The sequence below is a fragment of the Siminovitchia terrae genome, from assembly GCF_003605405.2.
Classification (GTDB): domain Bacteria; phylum Bacillota; class Bacilli; order Bacillales; family Bacillaceae_C; genus Siminovitchia; species Siminovitchia terrae.
The window spans coordinates 72,416-96,188 of record NZ_QYTW02000004.1 but is presented as its reverse complement, the minus strand read 5'-3'; the positions used below and the strand labels follow the sequence as shown (position 1 = coordinate 96,188).

Annotated in this window: 20 protein-coding genes; 5 read left to right on the top strand and 15 right to left on the bottom strand. The window is 42.6% G+C overall.

The window, feature by feature from the left end; genetic code table 11:
- Window positions 1-25 precede the first annotated feature (25 nt).
- The 5 genes from pfkA to dnaE form a co-directional block, all read right to left on the bottom strand.
- Window positions 26-985, bottom strand: a complete 960-nt coding sequence (pfkA, locus tag D5F11_RS06460; protein WP_120115441.1) for a 6-phosphofructokinase — start codon at window positions 983-985, stop codon at window positions 26-28.
- A gap of 684 nt (window positions 986-1,669) precedes the next feature.
- Window positions 1,670-2,650: an acetyl-CoA carboxylase carboxyl transferase subunit alpha gene (gene accA, locus D5F11_RS06455; RefSeq protein WP_120115442.1), complete on the bottom strand. Its 981-nt coding sequence runs from the start codon at window positions 2,648-2,650 to the stop codon at window positions 1,670-1,672.
- Window positions 2,644-3,528: an acetyl-CoA carboxylase, carboxyltransferase subunit beta gene (gene accD, locus D5F11_RS06450; RefSeq protein ID WP_120115515.1), complete on the bottom strand. Its 885-nt coding sequence runs from the start codon at window positions 3,526-3,528 to the stop codon at window positions 2,644-2,646. The genes accA and accD overlap by 7 nt, the downstream gene beginning before the upstream one ends.
- A 267-nt stretch (window positions 3,529-3,795) precedes the next feature.
- Window positions 3,796-5,034, bottom strand: coding sequence for an NADP-dependent malic enzyme (ystJ, locus tag D5F11_RS06445; protein ID WP_120115443.1), 1,239 nt, complete (start codon window positions 5,032-5,034; stop codon window positions 3,796-3,798).
- A 97-nt stretch (window positions 5,035-5,131) separates the two neighbouring features.
- A complete protein-coding gene (dnaE, locus tag D5F11_RS06440) occupies window positions 5,132-8,485 on the bottom strand; it encodes a DNA polymerase III subunit alpha (RefSeq protein WP_120115444.1) in 3,354 nt (1,117 codons plus the stop codon).
- Window positions 8,486-8,645: 160 nt separating this feature from the next.
- Here dnaE and ytrH point away from each other — a divergent pair, with 160 nt between their 5' ends.
- A complete protein-coding gene (ytrH, locus tag D5F11_RS06435) occupies window positions 8,646-8,978 on the top strand; it encodes a sporulation membrane protein YtrH (RefSeq protein WP_120115445.1) in 333 nt (110 codons plus the stop codon).
- Complete coding sequence (gene ytrI, locus D5F11_RS06430; protein ID WP_120115446.1) at window positions 8,975-9,481, top strand: sporulation membrane protein YtrI; 507 nt, start codon at window positions 8,975-8,977, stop codon at window positions 9,479-9,481. The genes ytrH and ytrI overlap by 4 nt, the downstream gene beginning before the upstream one ends.
- Window positions 9,482-9,492: 11 nt before the next feature.
- Here ytrI and D5F11_RS06425 read toward each other — a convergent pair whose 3' ends face one another.
- The gene (locus D5F11_RS06425; protein WP_120115447.1) at window positions 9,493-10,431 is read right to left on the bottom strand and encodes a DHH family phosphoesterase; all 939 of its coding nucleotides are present in this window, start codon (window positions 10,429-10,431) and stop codon (window positions 9,493-9,495) included.
- Window positions 10,432-10,561: 130 nt separating this feature from the next.
- On the opposite strand from D5F11_RS06425, the gene D5F11_RS06420 reads away from it, so the two are divergent.
- Window positions 10,562-10,873, top strand: coding sequence for a YtpI family protein (locus D5F11_RS06420; protein WP_120115448.1), 312 nt, complete (start codon window positions 10,562-10,564; stop codon window positions 10,871-10,873).
- Between the two features lie 347 nt (window positions 10,874-11,220).
- Here D5F11_RS06420 and D5F11_RS06415 read toward each other — a convergent pair whose 3' ends face one another.
- From D5F11_RS06415 to D5F11_RS26045, 4 genes are all read right to left on the bottom strand, one after another.
- Window positions 11,221-12,531, bottom strand: coding sequence for a CBS domain-containing protein (locus D5F11_RS06415; protein WP_120115449.1), 1,311 nt, complete (start codon window positions 12,529-12,531; stop codon window positions 11,221-11,223).
- An 82-nt stretch (window positions 12,532-12,613) separates the two neighbouring features.
- Window positions 12,614-12,856: a hypothetical protein gene (locus tag D5F11_RS06410; protein WP_120115450.1), complete on the bottom strand. Its 243-nt coding sequence runs from the start codon at window positions 12,854-12,856 to the stop codon at window positions 12,614-12,616.
- A 52-nt stretch (window positions 12,857-12,908) separates the two neighbouring features.
- Window positions 12,909-13,592 carry a metal-dependent hydrolase gene (locus tag D5F11_RS06405; protein WP_120115451.1) on the bottom strand — a complete coding sequence of 228 codons (684 nt, stop codon included), beginning with the start codon at window positions 13,590-13,592 and terminating at the stop codon, window positions 12,909-12,911.
- Window positions 13,593-13,609: 17 nt separating this feature from the next.
- A complete protein-coding gene (locus D5F11_RS26045; RefSeq protein WP_185830534.1) occupies window positions 13,610-13,750 on the bottom strand; it encodes a hypothetical protein in 141 nt (46 codons plus the stop codon).
- A gap of 192 nt (window positions 13,751-13,942) precedes the next feature.
- Here D5F11_RS26045 and D5F11_RS06400 point away from each other — a divergent pair, with 192 nt between their 5' ends.
- Window positions 13,943-15,037, top strand: a complete 1,095-nt coding sequence (locus tag D5F11_RS06400; RefSeq protein ID WP_120115452.1) for a M24 family metallopeptidase — start codon at window positions 13,943-13,945, stop codon at window positions 15,035-15,037.
- Window positions 15,038-15,953: 916 nt separating this feature from the next.
- Here D5F11_RS06400 and ald read toward each other — a convergent pair.
- From ald to D5F11_RS06385, 4 genes are all read right to left on the bottom strand, one after another.
- Window positions 15,954-17,066: an alanine dehydrogenase gene (ald, locus tag D5F11_RS06395; protein WP_120115455.1), complete on the bottom strand. Its 1,113-nt coding sequence runs from the start codon at window positions 17,064-17,066 to the stop codon at window positions 15,954-15,956.
- A gap of 147 nt (window positions 17,067-17,213) precedes the next feature.
- A complete protein-coding gene (locus D5F11_RS06390; RefSeq protein ID WP_120115456.1) occupies window positions 17,214-18,566 on the bottom strand; it encodes an aspartate aminotransferase family protein in 1,353 nt (450 codons plus the stop codon).
- A gap of 75 nt (window positions 18,567-18,641) precedes the next feature.
- Window positions 18,642-18,794 carry a hypothetical protein gene (locus D5F11_RS26040; RefSeq protein ID WP_185830533.1) on the bottom strand — a complete coding sequence of 51 codons (153 nt, stop codon included), beginning with the start codon at window positions 18,792-18,794 and terminating at the stop codon, window positions 18,642-18,644.
- A gap of 137 nt (window positions 18,795-18,931) precedes the next feature.
- Entirely contained in the window at window positions 18,932-20,401 is a 1,470-nt protein-coding gene (locus D5F11_RS06385; protein ID WP_120115457.1) for a CoA-acylating methylmalonate-semialdehyde dehydrogenase, read from the bottom strand.
- A 150-nt stretch (window positions 20,402-20,551) separates the two neighbouring features.
- On the opposite strand from D5F11_RS06385, the gene D5F11_RS06380 reads away from it, so the two are divergent.
- The gene (locus D5F11_RS06380; protein WP_120115458.1) at window positions 20,552-22,183 is read left to right on the top strand and encodes a PucR family transcriptional regulator; all 1,632 of its coding nucleotides are present in this window, start codon (window positions 20,552-20,554) and stop codon (window positions 22,181-22,183) included.
- Window positions 22,184-22,312: 129 nt separating this feature from the next.
- Here D5F11_RS06380 and D5F11_RS06375 read toward each other — a convergent pair whose 3' ends face one another.
- Window positions 22,313-23,704 carry an APC family permease gene (locus D5F11_RS06375; protein ID WP_120115459.1) on the bottom strand — a complete coding sequence of 464 codons (1,392 nt, stop codon included), beginning with the start codon at window positions 23,702-23,704 and terminating at the stop codon, window positions 22,313-22,315.
- Between the last annotated feature and the right edge of the window lie 69 nt (window positions 23,705-23,773).

The following is a 23,773-nucleotide window of genomic DNA, read 5'->3' as shown; positions in this document are numbered from 1 at the left end:
AATAATCCTCCTATTGGAAAGTCATCTATATAGATAGTTCTTTTGATAATTGGTATAAGTCATGATTCATGTGTTTCGCCTTATCAAAAACAGTCAGCAAATCCGCATCCACTACTTTGCCTGCTTCTATTCCGACAGCGCGTCCCCCTTCTCCAGCCATCAGCAATTCGACCGCTTTTGCTCCAAGCCTGCTGGCAAGAACACGATCAAATCCTGTCGGCGTTCCACCTCTTTGTATATGACCAAGGACGGAAACTCTCGTTTCAAGCCCTGTTTTTTCTGTTAAATTCTCGGCAAATTCAGCACCGCTGGCAACTCCTTCGGCAACAATGATAATACTGTGCTTTTTCCCTCTTTTAAGCCCATTTTCAATCCGATTGGCGATGTCCTCCATATCGTAGGGTTCCTCCGGAATAAGGATTGATTCAGCGCCGCCTGCGAGCCCTGCCCAAAGTGCGATGTCACCCGCATCTCTCCCCATTACTTCAATGACAAATGTCCTTTCATGCGATGTAGCAGTATCGCGGATTTTGTCGACAGCATCCAACACGGTATTCAATGCAGTGTCAAATCCAATTGTATATTGGGTTCCAGGTATATCATTATCTATTGTACCCGGCACACCAATACAAGGAAAACCAAGCTCACTAAGCGCTCTAGCCCCTAAATAGGAGCCGTCTCCGCCTATTACGATCAATCCTTCGATTCCATGATTATTCAAACACGTAATGCCTTCCTGCTGGCCTTTATCTGTTTTGAATTCTTCACATCGGGCTGACTGCAGGATTGTACCGCCTCTATGGATAATATCACCAACTGATCCAAGCTCCATTTTTTTTATATTGCCCGTTATTAATCCACTAAAGCCCTGGTATATACCGTACGTTTCAAGCCCGTGGTAGATCGATTTTCTTACCACTGCACGGATGGCCGCATTCATTCCAGGAGCATCTCCACCACTTGTCAAGATCCCTATCCTTCTCATCTGAGTCACTCCATTGGACAAAAAATATGTATTTTTGAATAGACTTTATATGTTAAAAATAACATTTCATCATGCTATTAACAAATTTTAATATAAGAGGTTGTTTAAAAAGTTGGCAAATTAGAAGCAAGAAGATCGGGGTGGCTTGTTTCACGCAGCGAAATGATGATTGTAAATACACGACCAGCAAAGAAACAAACTACCGCTTATCCCTTGATGACTTGAGTATTTATGAAAGGGATAGTGCCTTTTCTTTCCGATTTTGACTATTGGCTGGGACACATCAAATGCGCCTTGGCGTATTTACGCCCAGATTTTATCGAGCTTCGCTTGATAAATTTCCTCTGAAAGTCTGTGGCATCCGCTGGAGGCTTTAACTTTATTCAGCCGGGGTTCGAACCCCACTGAATGGTATGCCAATATGCATTCATCTCACCACTTACAGATGTGGGAGACTTCTTCTGAATGAAGTTAAAGCGGATTTGTGACCCGTTTTTGTGAGTCACGCCATTAATGGGCGTTTATAGATAATTTGAGCAATGATTATTACCTTGAGTCAATTAGACTCTTTCACAACTCGAATAGTTTTAAATTGATGACCTATGTCCCTGTTTAGCCTTTTTACAGGAACCTACTTAAATTAGCAAATATATACGTAAAAAAAGAATGTCCAATGGACATTCCTTAGTTTTGAACATTTTCATATTCTTTTTGTTCCGCATATTTACCCATCTTTTTAAATTTCTCGTAACGATCTTTTATAAGGGTATCGGAGTCTTGATGAATAAGCTCCTTCAAAGCTTTTTTCAGGACTTTGTCAATTTCTGCCGCCTGCTTTTGAATATCTCTGTGGGCCCCACCTCTTACCTCAGAAATGATTTCATCAATGATCCCGAGATCCTTCAGATCAGGCGCAGTGATTTTCATTGCTTCTGCCGCCTGCTTCGCCAAGGAGGCATCTTTCCATAAAATACTTGCCGCCCCTTCAGGGGTAATTACCGAATACGTAGAGTTTTCCAGCATATAGATCCGATCTCCGATTCCAAGACCCAAAGCTCCTCCACTTCCTCCCTCTCCAGTGACGATACAAATAATCGGCACCTTCAAGCCAGCCATTTCAAAAAGATTGCGTGCGATGGCTTCACTCTGTCCCCGTTCTTCTGCTGATTTTCCCGGATATGCTCCTTTTGTATCGATGAAGCAAATAACAGGTCTGCGAAATTTTTCAGCCTGTTTCATCAAACGTAAGGCCTTACGATAGCCTTCCGGATGCGGCATCCCAAAATTCCGGCGAATATTTTCCTTAGTGTCCCTTCCCCGCTGGTGGCCAATCACAGTCACTGGAAGACCTCTGTATTTGGCAATTCCTCCTACAAGGGCATGATCATCACCATACAGCCTGTCTCCATGAAGCTCCAGAAAATCAGTAAATAAATGCTCAACATAATCAAGCGTTGTTGGCCTTTTGGGATGACGGGCAAACTGCACGCGGTCCCAAGGACGCATATTTTCATATATTTCTTTTTCAAGCATTTCCAACCGGGATTCCAATTTGTCGATTTCATCTGACAAATCCACATCCGAGTTTTTCGTGATCTCTCTCAATTCCGCTATTTTTTCTCGCAGTTCAAGCACGGGTCTTTCAAATTCCAGCTCGTTCACCATGCAATTTCACCTACTTGTTGATGAATTTCAAGCACTGTCGTCAGCTTTTCCTTCATTTCAGAACGCGGGATGACTGCATCAAGCTGACCATGATTCAATAGGAATTCAGCCGTCTGGAAATCATCAGGAAGTTCTTCCCTTATGGTCTGCTCAATAACACGCCGACCGGCAAAACCGATCAAAGCCCCTGGTTCCGCAAAATTAAAGTCGCCAAGCGAAGCGAAGCTTGCTGAAACCCCTCCTGTCGTAGGATGAGTCATGATAGAAATAATTAAACCGCCTTGATCACTGAACATTTTAAGTGCCGCACTCGTTTTGCCCATCTGCATTAAAGATAATAATCCCTCTTGCATCCTGGCACCGCCTGAAGCGGTAAAAATAATGAATGGCACTCGTTTTTCGGCTGCAGCTTCAATGGCTCTCGCAATTTTTTCGCCTACAACCGAACCCATACTCCCCATGCGGAAATGCGAATCCATGATCGCTGTAATCACTTCTATTTGATTGATAGTACCTGATCCTGTAAGGACCGCTTCGTCCAAATTGGATTTTTTCCTATCTTGTTCCAATTTCTCTAAATAATTCGGAAACCCGAGTGGATTTTCTGTTGCTATTTTTTCATCAAAGGGTACAAAGGAACCCTCATCAAACAGGCTTTCGACCCTTTCATGAGCCGTCATTTTGTAATGATGGCCGCAATTGAGGCACACCTTGTTATTCTTCTGAAGTTCTTTCGTATACATAATCTTCTTACATTCCGGACATTTCGACATAATTCCTTCGGGAACATCCTGCTTGGCAGATTCAGAAGGAATGGTTGCGTACTTCCTTTTCTTTGGCTTTGCATTCTTTTGCTTTGAAAAAAAATCTTTCAGCACAGCAGGCCCTCCTTTCAAATCAGAAAAGTGCAACGCCTTGATAGACCTCGGCAAGACAAGCAGCCTCCCTCATAAACATACACATACGATTAGAGAAACGGCTCTATTCTTGCGAGCTAGGCGACACTTGATGTAGCATCAACGGTTCTGTAACAATCTGGTCGTCTGAATCGGGCATTTTTCCTGCCCTTTCATTTTATTTATCCAAGGCTTGAACACGCATAGGAAAGACCGGCCTTCAAATCGGCACGGCCTTTCCTATATTTATTATTTATCTTTGCCAATAACAGCCAGCTGCATGGTCTTTTCCTTGACCTTTTCTGGGTCCACTTTTATACGTGCTACTCCGGACTCCATGGCAGCTTTGGCAACAGCAGCAGCCACATAAGGGGCAACCCTCGGGTCAAATGGTCCCGGAATGACAAAATCAGGAGAAAGTTCGTCTTCCGAAACCAAGCTGGCTATAGCCTCTACTGCTGCCTGTTTCATTCTCTCGTTGATCTTCGTAGCCTGCACGTCAAGTGCTCCACGAAAGAGTCCAGGGAATGCCAATACGTTGTTGACCTGGTTCGGAAAGTCAGATCTTCCTGTCCCAACTACTTTCGCACCAGCTGCCTTGGCCACTTCAGGCATAATTTCCGGATCAGGATTGGCCATAGCAAAAATAATCGGATCTTTTTTCATGGAAGCAACCATTTCCTCTGTCAATGCACCAGCTACGGATACTCCGATAAAGACGTCCGCATCCTGGATGACATAGGACAAATCACCGTCAAGTCGATCGCGGTTGGTGAATTTGGCCACTTCAGTCTTTACTTCATTCATTCCTTCTTCACGGCCTTCATAGATAGCCCCTCTGGAATCACACATGATGATATCACGAACACCATAGCTATGGAGCAGCTTGATAATCGCAATTCCCGCTGCACCGGCTCCGTTCGCCACCACTTTTATTTCAGACATTCTTCTTCCTGTAATTTTCAATGCGTTCACAAGACCAGCTACTGTAACAATGGCCGTACCATGTTGGTCATCATGAAAAACAGGAATGCTTAATTCTTTTTTTAATCTATTTTCGATTTCAAAACAGTTTGGAGCCGCTATATCCTCGAGATTCACTCCCCCGAATGTCGGTTCAAGCAGTTTAACTGTTTGGACAATATCATCTACATTTGTTGTATCTAGACAGATTGGAAAAGCATCCACACCAGCAAAGCTCTTAAACAATACTGCTTTACCTTCCATGACTGGCAAAGCTGCCTCAGGGCCGATATTTCCCAGTCCCAATACTGCTGTTCCGTCAGAAACGACAGCAACCATGTTGCCTTTCATTGTATATTCATACACAGTTCCTGGATTTTCATAAATTTCCTTACATGGCTCAGCAACACCAGGGGAGTATGCTAGACTCAAATCTTTTCCATTTTTTACTTCAATTTTTGATTTTGATTCAAGCTTCCCCTTATGTAATTTGTGTATATGCAATGCTTCATCACGCAATGACAACAATATTCACTCCTTCATACAAACCATACCCAGTTTTTTATACACCAATAAAAAAGCTTATAAAACAATATACCATATTATCGTCTATTTGAGAAAATTATTTTAACTTTACACAGTCTGCTCCAAGAAGCTCGCTAATCTCTTTAAAACATGTATCTGTAGGATCGACGCGCTTTTTATCCCCAAGCCTTATCATTTTATTTTCTTTCTCATAATAGAGGATGATCCTTGTTTGCCCCGGATATTTTTCAAAAATGGAATGCAGTTTATTTAATATAGTAGGTGCTTGTAAGTCAGTCGGAATTTTCACATACAACGTCTTACTTTGTTTGTTGACTTTATGTTTCAGTTCTCCTACTGAAACAATTCTTTGAACAATAAACTGAATGGCGCCTTTACGTTCCTCAACATTCCCACTGACAAGTACAACTTCCCCCTGTTTCACCAATTCACTGCTCCGTTTGTAAACATCCGGAAAAACGACGCCTTCCATTTCCCCTGAAGGGTCGCTCATTGTAATAAAAGCCATGACGTCGCCCTTTTTTGTACGGATTGTTTTGACTCCAGTCAAGTATATGCCTGCTGATTTATTTTTTTGTCCAGGTTCCAGATGAATCAGCTTGACGGCACCGGCTGATATGAACCCTTCTTCAAAAGCAGTTGCCGGATGACTAGATAAAAATATGCCTGTCGTTTCTTTTTCAAATGCCAGCTTGTCTGCAAGCTGCATCGGCTCAGCTTCTACATACATCGGTTTTATCTGGAACATCTCTTCTTCGACGAAAAGATCCGACGTACCACTCGAAGGTCTCATCAGTTCTGCATGCTCAACAGCCACATGAAGTGTTGCAAGTAAAACAGCCCTATCTTTTCCAAACTCATCAAAGCTGCCGGCATATACAAGTGACTCTAGTATTTTTTTATTAATGATTCTCGGAGATACTCTAAGGCAAAAATCGAACAGGTCTTTGAAAGGTCCTCCTTCCCTCGCCTGAACAATTTCTTTCATTGCAGCAACACCGAGGCCTTTGATTCCCCTTAGACTAAAGCGGATCCCCTCCTTTTCAGCCAGAAAAGGAAAATGACTTTTATTAATGGACGGGGGCAGGACTTCTATTCCTTTCTGCTTGGCTTCCGCTGTATAAAGGGCAATTTTGTCCTCGTTGCCTATCACAGACGTCAAGAGAGCTGCCATGAAATATTTTGGATAATGAGCCTTCAGCCAGGCAAGCTGCCATGAAATAAAACTGTATGCCACCGCATGACTGCGGTTGAATCCATAATTCGCAAAGCGGACAATTAAATCGTATGTGGTATTTGCGGTATTCTGGTCATATCCTTTTTCAACTGCTCCTGAAACGAACCGCTTCCTCTGCTGGTCAAGGACCTCACGCTTCTTCTTGCTCACAGCTCTTCTGAGAAGATCGGCTTCCCCCAGAGAATAGCCGGAAAGAGCCGCCGCTATTTGCATGATTTGCTCTTGATAGACAATAACTCCATACGTGAAATCCAAGATTGGCTTCAGATCAGGGTGAGGGTATTCAATCTTCTCTTTGCCATGTTTTCTTTTAATATAAGCCGGTATGTTCTCCATCGGACCCGGTCTGAAAAGTGCATTAACTGCTACAATGTCTTCGAACTCCGTTGGACCAAGTTCTCTTAGGACCTTTCTCATCCCTTCAGATTCCAGTTGAAAAATTCCGGTCGTATCACCTTTTTGCAGCAACTGAAATGTTTTTTCATCTGCAAACGGGATATTCTTTAAACTAATTGTTTTTCCTGTATGGATTTTAATACTTTTGATCACCTGCTCCAAAAGGGTTAGATTCCGTAACCCCAAAAAGTCCATTTTCAGGAGGCCTATTTTTTCTAGGTCTTCCATAGGAAGCTGTGTCACATACACACCGTCTGGACCTTCTTTGATTGGGATAATGTTCACGAGAGGTTCCTCGCTAATGACTACCCCCGCAGCATGAATGGAAGTGTGTCTTGGAAGTCCCTCCAACTTTAAAGCCGTTTCAAACATCAGGCGGTTTTGCTCAGAGGATGCAATCATATCTCGCAATTCTCCAGATTCTTTAATAGCACCCGCCAATGTCAGTCCTAGGCGCGAAGGTAGCATTTTAGAAAGCCGATCGATTTCTTTCGGGCTTAAACCAAAAACCCGGGCTGTATCACGGAGCGCTGCCTTCGCCGCAAAAGTTCCGAATGTAATAATATGAGCCACATTCATTTTTCCGTATTTCTCACCCACATATTCGATTACCTGATCACGGCGGACGTCCGGAAAATCGATATCAATATCTGGCATGGTGATTCTTTCAGGGTTTAAGAACCTCTCAAACAATAGGCCATGTTTGATTGGATCGACATCCGTAATTTCAAGCGCATAGGAGACAAGCGATCCAGCTGCCGATCCACGGCCTGGGCCTGTCAGAATTCCGTTCTCTCTCGCATACTTCATAAAGTCCCATACAATCAGAAAATAGTCATTGAACCCCATTTGGTTAATGATTTCCAGCTCATACTTCAGTCTTCTCCGGTATTCGTGACTATCTATTCCCCTTTTCTCCAATCCTTTTTCACATTGCTCCAAAAGCATGCTTTTCGCTGTCTGTCTTTCGGAAACAGGATACTTTGGCAGCAGTTGTCTGTCCGTTTCAATGAAGACGTTGCATTCCTCTGCAATCCGAAAGGTGTTTTCAAGTGCTTCTGTATACTCGGAAAATAGCTCACACATGGCTTCCTTGCCTTTGAAATAATATTCTCCGGTTTTATATACATTTTCATCAGTGATGTCCAGCTTTTCTCCTTCACGGATTGCTTCAAGACACATATAGGCAAAGTGATCCTCTTTTTTCAAATACCGTACATCATTCGTCACAACCGTCTTTAATCCCAGACCCTTTGCAAAGTCATCAATTATTCGAGTAAAACCAGACGGAGTATTAGTTTGATGATCTTGCAATGAAAGATAAAAGGAGTCTTCATCAAACGTAGAGGTGTAACGCTCCGTAGCTGTTCTTGCCTGCTCCAGGTCCCCTTCCTTCAAGAGCTGCTCAATTTCTCCCCTAATTCCTGGTGTAATGGCTATTAATCCTTTACTGTAAGACCTAAGCCATTTCCACGAAATGGTTTTATCTTGCTGTATTTGAATGGCACTTGAGATTTTTAAAAGGTTGGTATAGCCTGTATTGTTTCTGGCCAATAAAACCAATGGATACGCTTGTTGCCCTTCCGCTGCCACATCCGCAGTCATCCCGATGATTGGTTTGATCCCTGCTTCCTTGCAAGTCTGATAGAAAGACAGGACACCATATAAAACATTATGATCTGTGATGGACAGAGCATAGTAATTCTTCTTTTTTGCTTCCTGAACCAACTCAGAAATGGAAACCGTACTTGACAGCAAACTGTATGCAGTGGCTATTTGCAATTGAACAAAGTTCAAGTGATTTACCTCATTTCTATCCGATACTATCCTGTCAATAAAAGTTCAAATGGAATATTCGTTCCCCTCTATTATAACCTTTATTTTTACATACATTAACGGTTTGTCCCATATAAGTAATAACAAAGGAAGAATATTTTAATCTTTGGGGTTGGTAATCATGCAAGAACCATTTATTCCAGCTTTCTTTAATAGTTACTTCATTGCTTTTGGAGTGATGCTTGGAGGCTCCTTGATCGGCGGATTGGCTGCTTTCATTACCGGAGCACCGCTGCTGGCGGAAATAGCCAACATAGCGGGACGGGTAAGGATTTGGGCTATCATTGCAGCCATTGGAGGAACCTTCGACACAGTGTACAGTTTTGAAAAAGGCTTTTTGGAAGGCGGTACAACTGACCTGTTCAAGCAGTTTTTATTGATATTGTCTGCAATGGGTGGTGCCAAAACAGCCTCCTTGATCATTTCGTGGCTTACTCAGGAGCACATATCATGAGGATTCCTCCATTGTATCGCCATCCGGTATGGCAGCGTTTCTTTGCCGGTGCTGCTGTTGGTGGGTGCATTAGCTGGCTTATCTTCCTGTTCATATTTGGAAACATCCAGCAAAAAAATAGCACAATCATAGAAAGGCAGGCTATCCGGATCAAGGAATTAAGTGGTTATATTCAAATTTGGGAAGAGGAATACCAGGAACTAAATAAAAAAAATGAAGAAATGCTGACCATCCAGGAGATTGATGTTAAAATCCATAACTTTGAACGATACGAAATCCGTGACCGCCAAAGTATTTTTGAAGCAGAGGAATCCGTTAAAGAGGACTTAAGATCGCTGATTGCTAAGGATTTGACAACCGTTTATAAAAATAAAGAAATTATAAAAAAGACGGTTGAAAATAAAACATTGAACATAAACGGAAAGCAATACAGGCTGATCGTCAAAGAATTATATTTTTATACAACGATCAGCCTTGTATTGGAAATGAAACTGGCTGACTAACATGTCGGCCGTTAATTTTGTCTGCACACCGCTTTTATATCTTCTATCACTTCTTTTGCTTCATCCCATGAGTAAACTGAAGCACCTGCTGCAAGGGGATGTCCACCGCCTCTAAATTTCATGGCGATCGTATTGATGACTGGACCTTTTGAACGTAGGCGGACACGGATTTGATCATCTTCTTCGATAAAAAAGACCCATGCCTTGATCCCTTTTACCATCCCCAAAGAGCTTACAAGCTGAGATGCCTCTGACGGAAGAATGCCGTATTCCTTAAGTGTTCCACTATGAATGGATATAACTGCCGCCCCATCTTCATTCATGGTGAAGTTTTCCAATACATAGCCCTGTAGCTTGATCATGTTTGGGTCTAGCTCGTACATATTGTTATAGAGGAGTACCCGGTCAAAGGAATAGCTTATTAATTCTTTGGCGTATTCAAATGTTTTTTCTGTTGCACTCGGATATAAAAACCGTCCTGTGTCCCCGACAATTCCAGCATATATTAATCTAGCCGCTTCATCGGTCATTTTTAAACCTTCGTCACTGAATGATTTATAAAATTCATAGATCATTTCACTTACAGAAGATGCTTTCAAATCAACCCATAAAATATCTCCGTATGGATCTTCATTTGGATGATGGTCGATTTTGATCAACTTATCCCCCAAATGATATCTTGAATCGCAGATCCTTTCCTGGTTTGCTGTATCACAAACGATGACCAAAGCTCCTTTGTACACTTCATCGGAAATGACATCTGGCTTTCGTAAATAACCCAAGGATGGATCATGTTTTCCCACGGCATAAATCTGCTTATCAGAGAAGGATGCCCGCAAAATTTCAGCTAATCCCCCTTGAGATCCATAGGCGTCAGGATCCGGACGGACATGTCGGTGGATAATAATGGTATTATAGCTTTTGACAGCTTCAAAAATCTCTTCTTTCATAAGAAGCTCCTTTCACCTTGCGCAATCAACAGGAAGTTCATGAAATATTCGATATTGGGCAAGTAGCATTTATAATTGATTGACGTTACAATAAGATGGATGACCAGTTATTGATTTGGGGGATGGAGAAATGCCATTTTTAGTTTTTCTGATCATCTTGTCAGCTTCATTTTATATTTACTATAAAATAAAGTACTTTCGAAGCAAACGGCCGATGGAAAGAAAGTTGCTCAGCGGAAAATCCAGCATGGCCCTAGGTCTTTTTGTTGCGTTATTCGGATTAAACCAGCTTTTTTTGTTCAGTACAACAACAACCTACGTTGTTGCTGCCATTTTTATTTTACTGGGATGTGCCAGTGCATGGGTGGGATTTAAATCTTTCCGTCATCATATTCCGTATGTAAAAGAAGAAGCGAAGCATTTTGATGGACAAACCCGCTGATTGAAAAGCCGCTGAAAAGCGGCTTTTTGTGTTGGGGGCCCTTCGTTAACAGTCATTGTGCGTCATTTATTTCCGAAAAAGTGCCAGCACTTGATGTGAGCACGAATAATGGTGACCGGAAATCGGGTTGAAACTGAAATTCAGGTACATTTAGACGTTAATAGTTACCAAAAATCAGATTGTCTCCCAAATACGGACTCCTTTAAATAGCATTAGTTCCGGTATTCACGCTGTAACGGAAATATGGGCACTTATAACCGTCAAGCTACCTCTGGAGTATAATAATGATCAAAAATCCAGGCGCTCCGGTCCAATACGTCGCAAAACGAGCGCCTGCACTTTTCCAATTACCGATCAATCAGGCGGCACATCATCAGCGCTTTCCCTACAATTTCTCCATTATTGAATGCCTCGACGTCCACTTTACCGAATTTACGCCCAGCTTCCAATATTCTGGGGACAACTTCAAGAGTAGTGTCCATTTGGACCGGTTTCAAGAAGTAAATGGTCATACTTTCAACGGCAAGCTCTCCTTTTTTCTGTAGCCTGAACAGTCTGTTGGAGGCTTCAGCTATAATGGACGAGAAAACTCCGTAGGAAATAGTTCCCAGCTGGCTTGTCATTTGCGGAGTCACCTCGAATGTAAAGGAAGGTTCCCCTGCATATTTGCTGTTAGAGAGCTGTTTTGAGATGGTGTCATCAATCGTTTCTCCAACCTGTGGCTGGCGCTGGATCATTTGCAACGCTTTCAAGACATCCTGGCGACTAATAATCCCTTCAAGCCTCTGGTGCTCATCCACAACCGGAAGCACCTCGATTCCTTCCCAAATCATCATATGGGCAACTGAGGCTACACTGGTTTTTCTGCCAACGAAGATTGGATTCTTCGTCATCAATTTATCAATACCTGCATCTGGATCCTGCCCGATGACGTCCTTCCCAGTAACCATCCCTTGTAGCTTATTATTCAAATCAACCACCGGATAACGGCTGTGATCGGACATTTCCTTCTTTTTATACCAGTCTGATACTTTTTCCTTTGTTGTGATGGTAATCGTATCTTCAAGAGGAATAAAAATATCCTCAACTAGAATGATTTCTTTCTTGATTAACTGGTCGTAGATAGCCCTATTAATCATGGCAGCCACAGTAAAAGTATCGTAGCTTGTTGAGATAATCGGCAGCTCTAACTCATCCGCAAGCTTTTTCACATGGTCTTCCGTATCAAATCCGCCGGTAATTAAAACCGCTGCCCCAGCCATTAATGCGTATTCGTGGGCTTTTGTCCGATTACCAACGATCAGTAGGTTGTTAGCACCCGTATACCTCATCATCGCATCAAGTTTCATTGCACCAATGACAAATTTGTTGAGAGTTTTATGAAGGCCAGCTCTTCCACCCAAAACTTGGCCGTCAATAATATTGACAACCTCTGCATATGTCAGCTTCTCTATATTCTCTTTTTTCTTCTGTTCTATTCGGATCGTTCCGACCCGTTCAATTGTACTTACATATCCCTTGTTTTCAGCGTCTTTAATAGCTCTGTAGGCTGTTCCTTCGCTGACATTCAACGCTTTTGCAATTTGCCTTACAGAGATTTTTTCCCCTACAGGCAATCCGTCAATATGCCGAATGATTTGTTCATGCTTTGTCGACAAGCTTTTCACCCTTTTCATTTACCGTACAATCATTAAGATTATTATATAGTGAAAAGCCCGGTTCATCAATTTTCTCCTTCTTTTAGTTTGCTCTCATACGCTCTTTTCTTTTTCTGTCCCTCTCAGAATTCTCAGCGTATCTTTTGTTATGTCTATAAGGAAATAAAAGAGCTGCTAGGTTTCCTGCAAAAACAAGGAAAGCAAACACCAGCCAGCTTGTAGCAAATCCCCCTTCCATCCCTGAAGCGGCCGGGTCTATGCGAGGTACTGCAAAGTAAATCAGAGCAGAGCAAATTAGAAGGCAAAGCAAATAACGGTTATTCATAAAATTACCCCCTGCATAAACTAATGGTATTAATATATGCAGAGGGATATGCTTATAGCTCGATTAAATCCCCAGGATTCATGACTTTCCCGTAAATATTCTCTTTTAGCAATTCGATAAAACGCTGCGGGTCCTGCTTAATGGGCGGGAATGTGTTGTAGTGAATCGGGACAACCGTTTTAGCCTGCACAAATTCCGCTGCCAGCGCAGCATCTTCCGGCCCCATTGTAAAATTGTCACCAATCGGCAAAAATGCCAAATCAATAGGATGACGCTCTCCAATCAATTTCATATCCGAATACAGTGCAGTATCTCCAGCATGATAAATTGTTTTTCCTTCCGCCATCAATAAAACTCCAGCAGGCATGCCTAAATAAATGATTTGTTTATCATCTGTAAAAATAGCAGAACCGTGAAAAGCAGGCGTGAATTTTACTTTGCCGAAATCAAATTCATACGCTCCACCAATATGCATTGGATGCGTATTCACACCTTGCCATCCGATGTAGGTTGCAAGTTCATTCGGAGCAATTACGAGTGAACCGCATTTTTTAGCAAGCTCTACAGTGTCACCGACATGGTCGGAATGCCCATGCGTTAAAATAATAACATCCGGATTTTCATTCTCCGCTTTTAAATCCGTCAATTCATTTCCAGTTATAAAAGGATCGATTAAAATCGTTTTCCCTTCTGTTACAATTTTCACCACTGAATGTCCATGATACGAGACTTTCATCTTCCTACAACACTCCTTTAAATCAAATGCGCCTTGGCGTATTTGCGCCCAGATTTTATCGAGCTTCGCTCGATAAGTTCTTCTGAAAATCTGTGGCATCCGCCGGAGGCTTTAACTTCATTCAGCCGGGGTTTGAACCCCCACTGAATAAATACCAATAGGCATTCATCCCTCCACTTACAGAAGTAGGAGACTTCTGCTGAATGAAGTTAAAATCCCTATATCCAATTGATTTCGAGATTACTTGAGTATTTCCTTCCTGTTTTCTAATTGTTTTCCTACTTATTTGTTTCTTTCACTATCTAATGCTAATCTCAAATTAAATAATTGAAATCAAGGGGATGATAGTTATGAACTCCAGGCTAGAAAAATTGATCTCGTGGCTGAAAGACCAACAAATCGATGCAGCCTTCATTTCTTCACCAGATAATGTATTTTATCTTACCAGATTTAGGTGCGAACCGCACGAACGGCTGCTTGGTCTCGTTGTCTTTCAAGAAAAAGAGCCTCTTCTCATTTGTCCTGGTATGGAAGTAGATGATGCAAGGAACGCGGGCTGGGATAAGGAAATTCTGGGGTATAGTGACTCTGACAACCCATGGAACCTTGCAGAAGAGCGAATACAATCGCGCATTCCAAAGTTACAGTCGTGGGCTGTGGAAAAGGATCACTTGAACTTGAGTAGATATGAAGAACTGTCAAACAGATTTGAACATGCCCATTTTATAAGCGCTGATAATATTTTAAACGAATTGCGCCTTTTAAAGGATGAACAGGAAATTGAATTGATCAAGAGGGCATGCGAGCTGGTCGATTTTGCTGTCGAAGTCGGTGCAAACGAGCTGGCGGAAGGAAAAACAGAGCTTGATATCATTGCAGCCATCGAATATGAAATCAAGAAAAAGGGAGCCGGAATGTCATTCGATCCTCTCGTACTAACCGGAGCGAATGCTGCCTCACCGCACGGAATCCCTGGCTTGACGAAAATCGAACGAGGACAACTTGTATTGATGGATTTAGGAGTCGTTTACAACGGCTATTGTTCTGATATTACTAGGACACTTGCCTTCGGGGAAATTTCCGATAGACAAAAAGAAATATACGAGACGGTTTTAAAAGCTGAAGAAGCAGCAGTCAAATTGACAAGACCCGGGGTAAAAGCAAAAAAACTGGATCAAACTGCAAGGAATATCATTAGAGATGCTGGCTTCGGGGAATATTTCACCCATCGGCTCGGCCATGGTCTCGGAATCAGCGTACACGAATTCCCTTCCATGACAGAGACTAACGAAATGGAACTGGAGCCTGGGATGGTATTTACTATCGAGCCAGGAATCTACATTCCTGGAGTTGCCGGGGTGCGCATTGAGGATGATGTTCTTGTAACTGAAGATGGAGTTGAAGTTTTAACACAATATCCTAAAACCTTGCAAATCATCGAATAGAGATGGGAAACCTGGAGTGCTCTGGTATTGGTAAAAGCGCGTGGGAAGCGATTTTTGGAGTGAAAACATGGGGAAACAAATTGATCGTGCGGAAAATCATTTAATTGTGCGATCTACCTATTTTTCGTGCGGAATTTCCTTTTATCGTGCGATCTTTCCGATTATCGCGCGAAACTTCCTTTTTTCGTGCAAACAGCTTCTATTGATTTTCAAAATCAAAGCAATAAAAAACAACCGCGGGATTTGATTACTCGCGGTTGTTTTTATTTGTTATAAAGCACCAAGCCCCTCATAAGCCGATTCCCTATGGATGAAAAAGCTGCCTCCGCGGGAATCATCTAATTGTCGAGGCTAGTATAGGCGCTTCCGCATTTCTATTGTCTAGCTTCAGGCGGCAGGGGCTTCGAGGTCGCTTCAAAAAAACCAATAAGGCCAAGAACGCCTTCTTGGTTTTTTCTCCGACGGACAGGACGTCCTAGTGCCACCGACGCCACAGGATGTGGCGTTAGTCGGCGGCCAGCGCTTGTCGCCCCTAAGCAGCCGCCTTCCGCATTTCTATTGTCCAGCTTCAGGCGGCAGGGGCTTCGAGGTCGCTTCAAAAAAACCAATAAGGCCAAACGCCTTCTTGGTTTTTCTCCGACGGACAGGACGTCCTAGTGCCACCGACGCCACAGGATGTGGCGTTAGTCGGCGGCCAGCGCTTGTCGCCCCTAAGCAGCCGCCTTCCGCATTTCTATTGTCCAGCTTCAGGCGGCAGGGGCTTCGAGGTCGCTTCAAAAAAACCAATAAGGCCAAACGCCTTCTTGGTTTTTCTCCGACGGACAGGACGTCCTAGTGCCACCGACGCCACAGGATGTGGCGTTAGTCGGCGGCCAGCGCTTGTCGCCCCTAAGCAGCCGCCTTCCGCATTTCCTTATTAAAGCAATTCTTTTGCATCAACGAAATCGTATCCGAGATCATCAGCAACTGCTTTGAATGTAACTTTTCCATCAAGAACGTTGATTCCTTTGAATAGAGCTTCGTTATCTTGGCAAGCTTGCTTGTAGCCTTTGTTTGCGATTTGAAGCGCATAAGGAACTGTTACGTTAGTCAATCCCATAGTTGATGTTTGTGGAACAGCACCAGGCATGTTAGCAACAGCATAGTGAACAACGCCATGTTTTTCGTAAGTTGGGTTGTCATGAGTTGTAACTCTGTCGCTAGTAGCAAAGATACCGCCTTGGTCGATCGCGATGTCTACAAGGACAGAACCTGGAGACATGGATTTAACCATTTCTTCCGAAACAAGTTTAGGTGCTTTCGCTCCTGGGATAAGAACCGCACCAACAACTAAGTCGGATTCTTTAACCGCATTAGCAATGTTGAATGGGTTAGAAACTAATGTTTTAATATCGTTGCCGAAAATATCGTCAAGCTGGCGAAGACGGTCAACACTCAAGTCGATAACTGTTACGTCTGCACCAAGACCTACTGCCATTTTCGCAGCGTTTGTACCAGCTTGTCCACCACCGATAACTGTTACTTTTCCACGCTCTACACCTGGGATTCCAGCAAGAAGTTTTCCTTTTCCTCCATAAGTTTTGGAAAGGAATTGAGCACCGATTTGTGTAGCCATTCTTCCTGCAACTTCACTCATTGGAGAAAGAAGTGGAAGTGAGCGATTTGGAAGCTGTACAGTTTCGTAAGCAATCGCAACAACTTTCTTCTCTACAAGAGCTTTAGTTAAAGCTGGTTCTGCAGCAAGGTGCAAATATGTGAAAAGGATAAGTCCTTCACGGAAATAGCCAAACTCTTCTTCAAGAGGTTCTTTAACTTTCATAACCATGTCTGCGTCCCAAGCTTCTTTAGCACCGCCGACAATTTTCGCGCCAGCTTCAACATACTGCTCATCAGTAAAGCTTGAGCCGAGCCCTGCACCTGTTTCAATATGTACTTCATGGCCTGCTTGTGACAATGTATAAGCACCAGCCGGTGTCATAGCAACACGGTTTTCGTTACTTTTAATCTCCTTAGGTACACCAATAATCATAATACTTCCTCCTAACATGTTCTAACTATCACAAATAGAATATATCACTTTAATTCAGTAAACGAAAGCCCCCTGAGAAAACATTTTTGTGAACAATACAGAGGTGTTGTCGAAAACACCTCTGTACACAGTATTTTAACCTGCATTTTATTTATTATTATTTAATACATCCTTGATTGTCGAAATAATAAAATTAACATCTTCGTCGGTACAAGAAAGTGGAGGAGATAAAGTTAAAATGTTGTTATATCCGGCAACAGTGTCCCCGTTTTTACCAATAATCAATCCTTTGGTCCTACACTCTGCAATGATCTTTCCGACCCTCTCGTTCGTTGCAGGCTCTTTTGTTTCCTTGTCTTCCACCATTTCAATTCCCATTAAAAATCCTTTGATCCGGATATCACCGATATGAGGATGGTCATTCAACTCAGCCAATTCACTTTGCAGGCGTTCTCCAAGTTCCGCGGAACGAGCAACTAGATTTTCTTTTTCCATGATTTCCAAATTTTTCAAAGCTAGTGCACAAGCTGCAGGATTTCCGCCAAATGTGTTCACGTGTCGGAAATGGCTGTTTTCTTCGCTCTTTTTAAAAGTCTCATAAATGTCTTTTCTAACAGCCGTGACAGATAATGGCAAATAGGCGCTTGTCAAACCTTTGGCCATTGAGATAATGTCCGGTTTTACCTTATAGTGCATGTGTCCGAACATCTTACCAGTTCTGCCAAATCCGCAGATAACTTCGTCGATGATCAACAAGACGCCATACTTAGTGCAAATTTCTTGAACCTTTTCCATATAAACCGGATGCGGTATGATGACACCTCCACCAGTGATAAGAGGCTCCATAATGATTCCGGCAATCGTTTCTTTTTGCTCCCAGATGATTTTTTCTTCAAATTCCTGCGCTTTTTGAATGTTGAACTCCTCAACGGACATACCTGTCGGCCTTCTATAGCTGTCTGGTGGCGCAACGTGTAAAAATCCAGGTACCAATGGCTCATATTTATATTTCCTTAACGCCTGGCCTGTTGCCGACAATGCACCCATGGAGCTTCCGTGATAGGCGCGGTAACGTGAGATAAATTTAAATCTGGAAGACTCACCGTTTTGCTGATGATATTGCCTCACAATCTTAAAGGCAACCTCATTGGCGTCAGATCCACTGTTTGAATAGAAAATCATGTAGTCATCATCTAAATATTCATTCAATTTCTCCGCCAAATCGATCGCGGGTTGATGGCTTTGTGTCATCGGGGTATAAGTCATTTTGATCATTTGATCATAGGCGGCTTTTGCCAACTCTTCCCTTCCATATCCAACATTTACACACCATAGCCCGGACATGCCGTCCAGCACCTTGTTTCCTTTGTGATCTGTCATCCAAGCCCCTTTCGCTTCTGTAAAAACTGTCGGAGGGCTCGATTCGTTATACGGAGAGATGTGGTGCCAAACATTTTGGCGGTCTCTATCAACTAATGTATCCGTTTTAACTGTTGTCATAGCTTTACCCCTTTCTTTTGAGCCCGGGCTCTTCCCCAATTGTATGGGCAGGCCAGACTGTCTATGTCCATGTTTTTATATCAAATGCGCCTTGGCGTATTTGCGCCCAGATTTTATCGAGCTCCGCTCGATAAATTCCTCTGAAAATCTGTGGCATCCACTGGAGGCTTTGACTTTATTCAGCCGGGGTTTGAACCCCCACTGAATGGAATACCAATATGCATTCATCTTACCACTTACAGAAGTGGGAGACTTCTGCTGAATGAAGTTAAATAACCTGCCTAGCAAGAAACAACTGCCCAAATTGGGCTGAGCTATTCAAAGATAGAGCCGCCAATTAAAGGCGGCCGACCTCCACCCCTGTATTAATAAGCGTGCCTTTGAGTAACCATTTTCTTACGTGTATAGAACTCGATTCCATCACGTCCGTTTGCATGCAGATCTCCGTAGAAAGATTTCTTGTAGCCGGAGAATGGGAAGAATGCCATCGGAGCAGGAACACCTAAGTTAATGCCAAGCATACCAGCATCAATCTCTTCCCTGAACTTGCGGATAGCTTTGGCACTGTCTGTGAACAAGCAGGCACCGTTTGCAAAATCAGATTTGTTCGTTAATTCAATTGCTTCATCCAAATCTTTTACGCGAATGACTGAAAGAACAGGAGCAAAGATTTCCTCTTTCCAGATTTTCATATCAGTCGTTACGTTCTCAAAGATTGTCGGCCCTACGAAATAGCCGCCTTCTGATAAAGTTTGATCTTTACGTCCGTCGCGGACAAGTTTTGCGCCTTGCTCAATTCCTGATTCGATATAGCCGAGTGTTTTAGCTTTATGGGAATCGCGAATGACCGGTCCCAAGAAAACACCGTCTTGCAGTCCGTCACCCATTTTGATGCTATCAGATTTTTCAACAAGCTTTTTAACAAGCTCGTCTGCAATGTCGTCAACTGCAACAACGACTGAACACGCCATGCAGCGCTCTCCTGCAGAACCGAAGGCCGCGTTAAAGATGTTGTTTGCTGCAGAATCCAAATCTGCATCTTCAAGGACAATCGTATGGTTTTTGGCTCCTGCCAGTGCCTGAACTCGTTTGCCGTTTGCGGTACCAGTTTTGTAGACGTATTCGGCAACCGGCTGTGATCCAACAAATGAAACGGCCGGAATATCAGAATGCTCCAAAATTCCATTTACAATATCATGTGCACCGTGTACGATATTGAATACTCCTTCAGGAAGACCTGCTTCATTCAGAAGCTCAGCCAATCGATTTGCCAAAAGCGGTGTTCTTTCAGATGGTTTCAAGATAAATGTGTTTCCAGCAGCAATGGCAAGAGGGAACATCCAGCACGGAACCATCATTGGGAAGTTGAACGGAGTGATTCCTCCAACTACTCCAAGCGGATAACGGTACATTCCGGATTCAATATTTGTTGCAATATCAGGAAGCTGATGTCCCATCATCAATGTCGGCGCTCCTGCAGCAAACTCCACACACTCAATCCCTCTTTGAACTTCACCATATGCTTCAGCAAAATTTTTCCCATTTTCGATAGTGATCAATTTTGCCAGTTCGTCCCACTCATTGATTAATAACTGGTGATACTTAAAAAGGATTCTCGCCCTTTGCGGAACCGCAGTTTTTCCCCATGTCTTAAATGCTTTTTTGGCAGCTGTTACCGCATCTTCCAGATCCTCCTTTGTAGAAACTGGAACGCGGGCAAGGATTTCTCCAGTTGCCGGATTTGGAACATCTTCATATTTGTCTGTCTTAGATTTAACCCATTGTCCATTTATAAAATTCGCAAGCGTTTTCGTCTTTTCAGAAACAGCACTCATCTTTTCATCCTCCTAAGCTTAGTAAGATTTATATTTGACTCATTCTTCCTTTCACTTCATAATCAATTTTACAAACTATTCGCTTTTAAATCATTAGACATTATGTAAAATCATCGTTCTATTTCATTTAACATATTGGAGGCCGTCGCCATGATGAATGAATTCACATTGAAAGTAAAGGATATTTTTACAAGAAGTCATTTCAAGCGCGCTAAAGTACTTGCCGGATCCGGCGGTCTTGACAGAGTGATCCGATGGGTCCACGTTTTGGAAGTGGAAGACTTTGGCTCACTCATTCATGGAGGAGAGTTGATTTTAACAACTGGTGTCGGACTCCACCTCGACGTCTCCACCCAGCTAAAATTTGTCCAGCAGTTGATTGCTTCGAATGCAGCCGGGATTTGCATTGAAAAGGGTCCTTATTTTCAAGAAATTCACGAAGATATTTTAGAGCTTGCCGAAATGAATCATTTTCCTATTATCATGTTTGAAGAGACTGTCAAATTCGTAGACATTACGCAGGAGCTTCATAGTTTGATTATCAATAGGCATCATGACCTGCTAAGCTACTTAGATTCTTCTTCAAGAAGGTTCATTGAGCTGTCCATGTCTTCAAACGGTATTTTAAAAATACTTCATGAATTGTACGATTACTTTCATCGGACCATTATTTTCGTTCCTTTACAGGGCAAGAGCTTCTACTATCCCTCTGATCAAAAGTACTTTCACGATTTGATCCTGGATCATTTTCAAACAGCGGAAACTGAAACTGAGACCATCTCTCAAAGAATGCTTACAATTGATAATGAATCATTTGTTTTTATGCCGGTTGAAGGACTTGGCCAAATTTGGGGCTACTTATGTCTTCATACCGCTGATGATGCTCCGGAAGAATTTCATTTTTTAATTTTGGACAGGGCCGCTCTTGCCATTGCCCAAATTCTTTTACGAAACAGAACGATTGAAGAAAGAAAGCAGCATTCCGAAGACAAATTTGTGAGGGCTGTTTTACAGGGCAGGGATTATAACTCCGAGGAGTTGATCAGTCATTTGCCATTTGCAGGACCCGACATGAGATATAGGGTATTTGTCATGGAGATTCAGATGCCTGACCGGATGATCAGTGAAGAAGAATGGGAGGATATAAAGCTCCAAAGATCATTGATGATCCGGGGATCTTTTAAAAGGTTCGGATTTTTCCCCGCTGTGTCGGCAACTAAAGAGGAAATCGCTGTTATCGCTGCGTTCCCGGCGAATGCTCCCGAGAAAGGGAAAGATATGCTGACACGTTTAACCCAACACCTTCTACGAACGAAGGATCACAAGGTGCTTTTGGGGAATAACAAGATTTACGGAGTTGGACGGGAATACAAGCACATTGACCAATTATCTAAAAGCTATGCGGAAGCAAAAGAAGTCGTTGCCTTAAATCATTCAAACATCAAAGAGAAGATGATTACTTATGACGATATCGGGATATACAGGTTGCTTCTCCCCTTGAGAAAGAGCGGTGAACTATCCACCTATGTAGAAGATTATCTCGGGCCCATCCTGGATTACGATTCCCAAAATGACAGCGATCTTTACGAGACATTAAAAGTCTATTTTGCTTGCGGCGGATCGAAAAAAGAAGCGGCCGAACAGCTCTATATCGTAAGACAAACACTTTATCATCGACTCGATAAGATTGAGCAGTTACTCGGAAAGGATTACATGGAGTCAAATCAAAGAATTGCCGTCGAAGCGGCAATCAAGGGATATGAATTAATTAAGAGATCTTGAATAAAGAGGAAAAACATTACTTTAGATTGGCAGATGTTTTTCCTCTTTTTATGATTGCAATAGTAAAGAAAAGCGCGAGGAGTGAATCTTTGATGCCAAGCACAAACCGAAGCGTTTACACTTTTCACATCACATATCCAATTTAAAAGGATCCGCTGCCCCGGATTTTTTTACAGAGATCATTCTAAACAACAACACGATGATTCCAATAAACATCCAGGAAAAGCCCACTGTAATTCCGATGGCATCCATTCCGAATAAGATGTTTAAGCAGACAAATACCCCCAATGCTGGGAATAACAAGTGCAGCAAAATATATTTCCCTGAACGTTCCTTCCTTTTAATATAGAATTCCAAAAATACTGAGATATTAACGCAAGTAAATCCAATTAATGCTCCAAAGACCATAATCGAAAAAATGAAAGACAATGGCAGTAATAGCGCTCCTAAATACCCTGTTACAGCTAAAATGATAATGCTGGCGTATGGGCTTTTATGCTTCGGATGAAGTTTAGCAAAGATCGATGGAAGCACCCTGTCACGCCCCATGCCAAACAGAATCCTTGATCCAGAGGATTGTCCGGCCAATCCTGTAGCAATACCAGTTAAAGCGATGATGACAGTGCAAATAGTAGCTAATCCGCTGCCGCCGACAGCAGTAGCAATCTCAAAAAAGGCTGTATCGGGAGATTGGAAGGATTTGAAATCCGGAGCAACCAAGGTTGCAAAATAGACTTGCATTATATAGAAAAGAGAAGCAAACAACAAAGCAATCACCGCTGCTCTACCAACTATATTTCCGGATTCCCTTGAATCTTCCGCCATTGTCGTTACTGCATCAAATCCTAAGTACGACAAAACGGCAATGGAAGCACCTGCTATTAAAGCGTCCATTGAAAATGTGTGGGCGTTAAAGATTCCGGTGATTGAAAAAAGACTAACAAACCCGTCAGTACGCACAAGACTTGACATCGCAAAGATAATAAAAATGACTAGACTAAACAGCATAGCTGCAGTCATGGCCATATTTACACGAGCTGTAATTTTAGTTCCGTAGTAATTGAAAAGAGTGATTGGAACGAAAAAGACTAACAGCATAATCCAATATGGAACGTTCGGAAAGAGCTCCAAAGAAAATAATGCACTCAACTTTGTCAATAAAATAGGCATCATTAAGTAGTCCAGCAAAATGGTCCAGCCTGCAATAAATCCAACAGCCGGGTGGATGGCACGTGCCGTATAACTATATGTTGAACCTGCGGCCGGAAAAGCGCTTGCCATTTTTCCGTAACTAGCAGCCGTGAAAATCATGGCAACAAGTGCAACGAGATAAGATAACACGGCATGGCCTTGGGAGATCAACGACAATTCTCCAAATAATGTCTGAGCTGATACTGGAGCCATGAAAACAAGTCCAAAGACTACCAAATCTCTTGTTTTAAATACTTTCTTCAATTCGTCGGTGCCGGTATTCGTATCAGCAGGTTGTAAAACCGCTTCGGAGGTCCTTCTAGCTTCCATAATAACACTCCTCTCTTAATCTATTTCTATACACCCGTATGAAATCGTTTACACTAAATGAATCAGAAA

Coding starts and splice junctions, on each gene's coding strand:
- D5F11_RS06405 (WP_120115451.1), bottom strand. CDS start 13,592: ATGAAAGTCTCGTATCATGGACATTCAGTGGTGAAAATTGTAACAGAA.
- D5F11_RS06420 (WP_120115448.1), top strand. CDS start 10,562: ATGCCATTTTTAGTTTTTCTGATCATCTTGTCAGCTTCATTTTATATT.
- accA (WP_120115442.1), bottom strand. CDS start 2,650: ATGGTGAACGAGCTGGAATTTGAAAGACCCGTGCTTGAACTGCGAGAA.
- ytrI (WP_120115446.1), top strand. CDS start 8,975: ATGAGGATTCCTCCATTGTATCGCCATCCGGTATGGCAGCGTTTCTTT.
- D5F11_RS06380 (WP_120115458.1), top strand. CDS start 20,552: ATGATGAATGAATTCACATTGAAAGTAAAGGATATTTTTACAAGAAGT.
- D5F11_RS06385 (WP_120115457.1), bottom strand. CDS start 20,401: ATGAGTGCTGTTTCTGAAAAGACGAAAACGCTTGCGAATTTTATAAAT.
- ytrH (WP_120115445.1), top strand. CDS start 8,646: ATGCAAGAACCATTTATTCCAGCTTTCTTTAATAGTTACTTCATTGCT.
- D5F11_RS06410 (WP_120115450.1), bottom strand. CDS start 12,856: ATGAATAACCGTTATTTGCTTTGCCTTCTAATTTGCTCTGCTCTGATT.
- D5F11_RS06390 (WP_120115456.1), bottom strand. CDS start 18,566: ATGACAACAGTTAAAACGGATACATTAGTTGATAGAGACCGCCAAAAT.
- ald (WP_120115455.1), bottom strand. CDS start 17,066: ATGATTATTGGTGTACCTAAGGAGATTAAAAGTAACGAAAACCGTGTT.
- D5F11_RS26040 (WP_185830533.1), bottom strand. CDS start 18,794: ATGAATGCATATTGGTATTCCATTCAGTGGGGGTTCAAACCCCGGCTG.
- D5F11_RS06425 (WP_120115447.1), bottom strand. CDS start 10,431: ATGAAAGAAGAGATTTTTGAAGCTGTCAAAAGCTATAATACCATTATT.
- D5F11_RS06375 (WP_120115459.1), bottom strand. CDS start 23,704: ATGGAAGCTAGAAGGACCTCCGAAGCGGTTTTACAACCTGCTGATACG.
- D5F11_RS06400 (WP_120115452.1), top strand. CDS start 13,943: ATGAACTCCAGGCTAGAAAAATTGATCTCGTGGCTGAAAGACCAACAA.
- pfkA (WP_120115441.1), bottom strand. CDS start 985: ATGAGAAGGATAGGGATCTTGACAAGTGGTGGAGATGCTCCTGGAATG.